Below are 1809 nucleotides of genomic sequence, written 5' to 3'. Positions count from 1 at the left end.
CCATTCCTGAAAGCCCCTTAGGGCGACACAAAAATAGCGATGGTGGCGTAAGCCCCTCGTTTAGTGTAAGCTACGGTATTTTTTTATCCTTCTTCCCCATTCCTGGAAGCCCCTTAGGGCGCAACCTCTTCTTGTGCTTGAACGACGAGGACTTCGTCCTTCCGAATGAAAAAAGCCCTTAGGGCAACACTTTTATAGGAACGGTGGCATAAGCCCCTCGGAATGAACATTTTTATTATCAAACCATTTGCTTCTCTTTTCATTTATCCGGAATCCAGTGCTTTTTCACAAGTGCATCAAATTCTTCTTGTAGTAAGGTAACAGAAGTCCAACTATTTCTTTTCGGGTTATTAGATACATTGAGGTGTAGGTATCTTGCCAATCCTGAATTTGAGTTTGTTATAATGCATACCGTTAAATTCCAGTATCTTATCATTTTCAATAATCTCAAAACCGATACTACGAGCCAAACGCACCATCCTTTCATTACCAGACCAGGTTTCACAGTAAATGTTTTCCACTCCATAGTTTTCAAATATGTATCCAACCCACAATTGCAATGCTTCCTTGCCAATTCCCTTAGCCCAATAATTCTCCTCCGGGATGGAAATGCCTACCGCCAGAAAGCTCGGATTTCTTTCTATGAGGTAAGAAGAAACCCAACCAATATGGGTGCTATTTACTTCTATTTCAAAACGCGTTCTTATCTCTTGAGGTTCTTTTGAAAGTTGATTAGATAGCCGCTGTATAAAGTTCTGAGCAAATATATCACTCATTTCTTCCCAAGGTGCATCCCATTTTGTCCATTCTTGCCCTTTCGTAAACCATTTTCTATAATCATTCAAGTCAGCAACGGTAAGGTCCCGTAGGGTAACTTTTTGTCCTTTTATTTCTTTGACCATCTTAAATCGTTCCAATGATGAATTTGTATTCCAGATATTCTTTCCAAATCATCTCAAAGTCCGAGCAGTTAGATTTTTGTGTTAATCCTTTTTTACTTAGGGCTTTGTAAGCATAGCCAGCAGCACATAAGTATTTGTATTTGCATCTCTGGCATTCGTCAATACCTCTTTGTCAGATTAACTATATGCTAATATAATCAAGCTTATGATTTTGCCAAGTGATAAATTATTAACATAACTCAATCCACTTTACCTTTTATTCAAAACGCTCATGCCATTATTGCTATTTTTTTGTCGCCCTTTGGGGCTTTGGCAGAGGGGGAAGAGATAAGAGTTTAATTTTCCGCATTTTTCGAGGGGCTTACGCCACCATCGCTATCATAGTATCGCCCTTTGGGGCTTTTTCAGAGAACATAGTTATAAAATGTAATCAGGTATCTTCCTTTTTTCGAGGGGCTTACGCCACCATCGCTATCAAAGTGTCGCCCTTTGGGGCTTTTTCAGAGAACATAGTTATAAAATGTAATCAGGTATCTTCCTTTTTTCGAGGGGCTTACACCACCATCGCTATTTTTGTGTCGCCCTTTGGGGCTTTGGCAGAGGGAGAAGAGATAAGAGTATAATTTTCCGTATCTTGCAATATATTTAACACGCTTTTTGAGAAACAGGATGGTATATATTTATTTTGTCGAAAGAACCGGCTAATCCAAACCACAGCATACAATTAGCATACGAAATAAATTTCATTCCCTAAGAGAACCTGGAATTCTCTCAATAACTCTCCGATATGACTCCCGTATCGTTCTCGTATCGCGATATGGGAACGATACGGGAATCTCAATAGCCGCATACCGCAAAAAAACGGGAATTGTTAAACAACTATTTTGGGGATGGGAAAAAATAATTG

At 39.4% G+C, this 1809-nt stretch carries 2 protein-coding genes; one reads left to right on the top strand and one right to left on the bottom strand.

Translation table 11 applies throughout. From position 1 onward, the window contains the following. On the top strand, positions 1-182 hold a 182-nt coding region (locus tag PLE33_08125; protein HPS61209.1), incomplete at its 5' end, for a hypothetical protein. 168 nt (positions 183-350) lie between these two features. Here the strand turns inward: PLE33_08125 and PLE33_08120 are convergent. After that, positions 351-917, bottom strand: coding sequence for a GNAT family N-acetyltransferase (locus tag PLE33_08120; protein HPS61208.1), 567 nt, complete (start codon positions 915-917; stop codon positions 351-353). Positions 918-1809: the final 892 nt, after the last annotated feature.

Source organism: Candidatus Cloacimonas sp. (assembly GCA_035403355.1).
Classification (GTDB): domain Bacteria; phylum Cloacimonadota; class Cloacimonadia; order Cloacimonadales; family Cloacimonadaceae; genus Cloacimonas.
The sequence above is the reverse complement of the archived record's forward strand: the minus strand, read 5'-3'. Positions and strand labels throughout refer to the sequence as shown.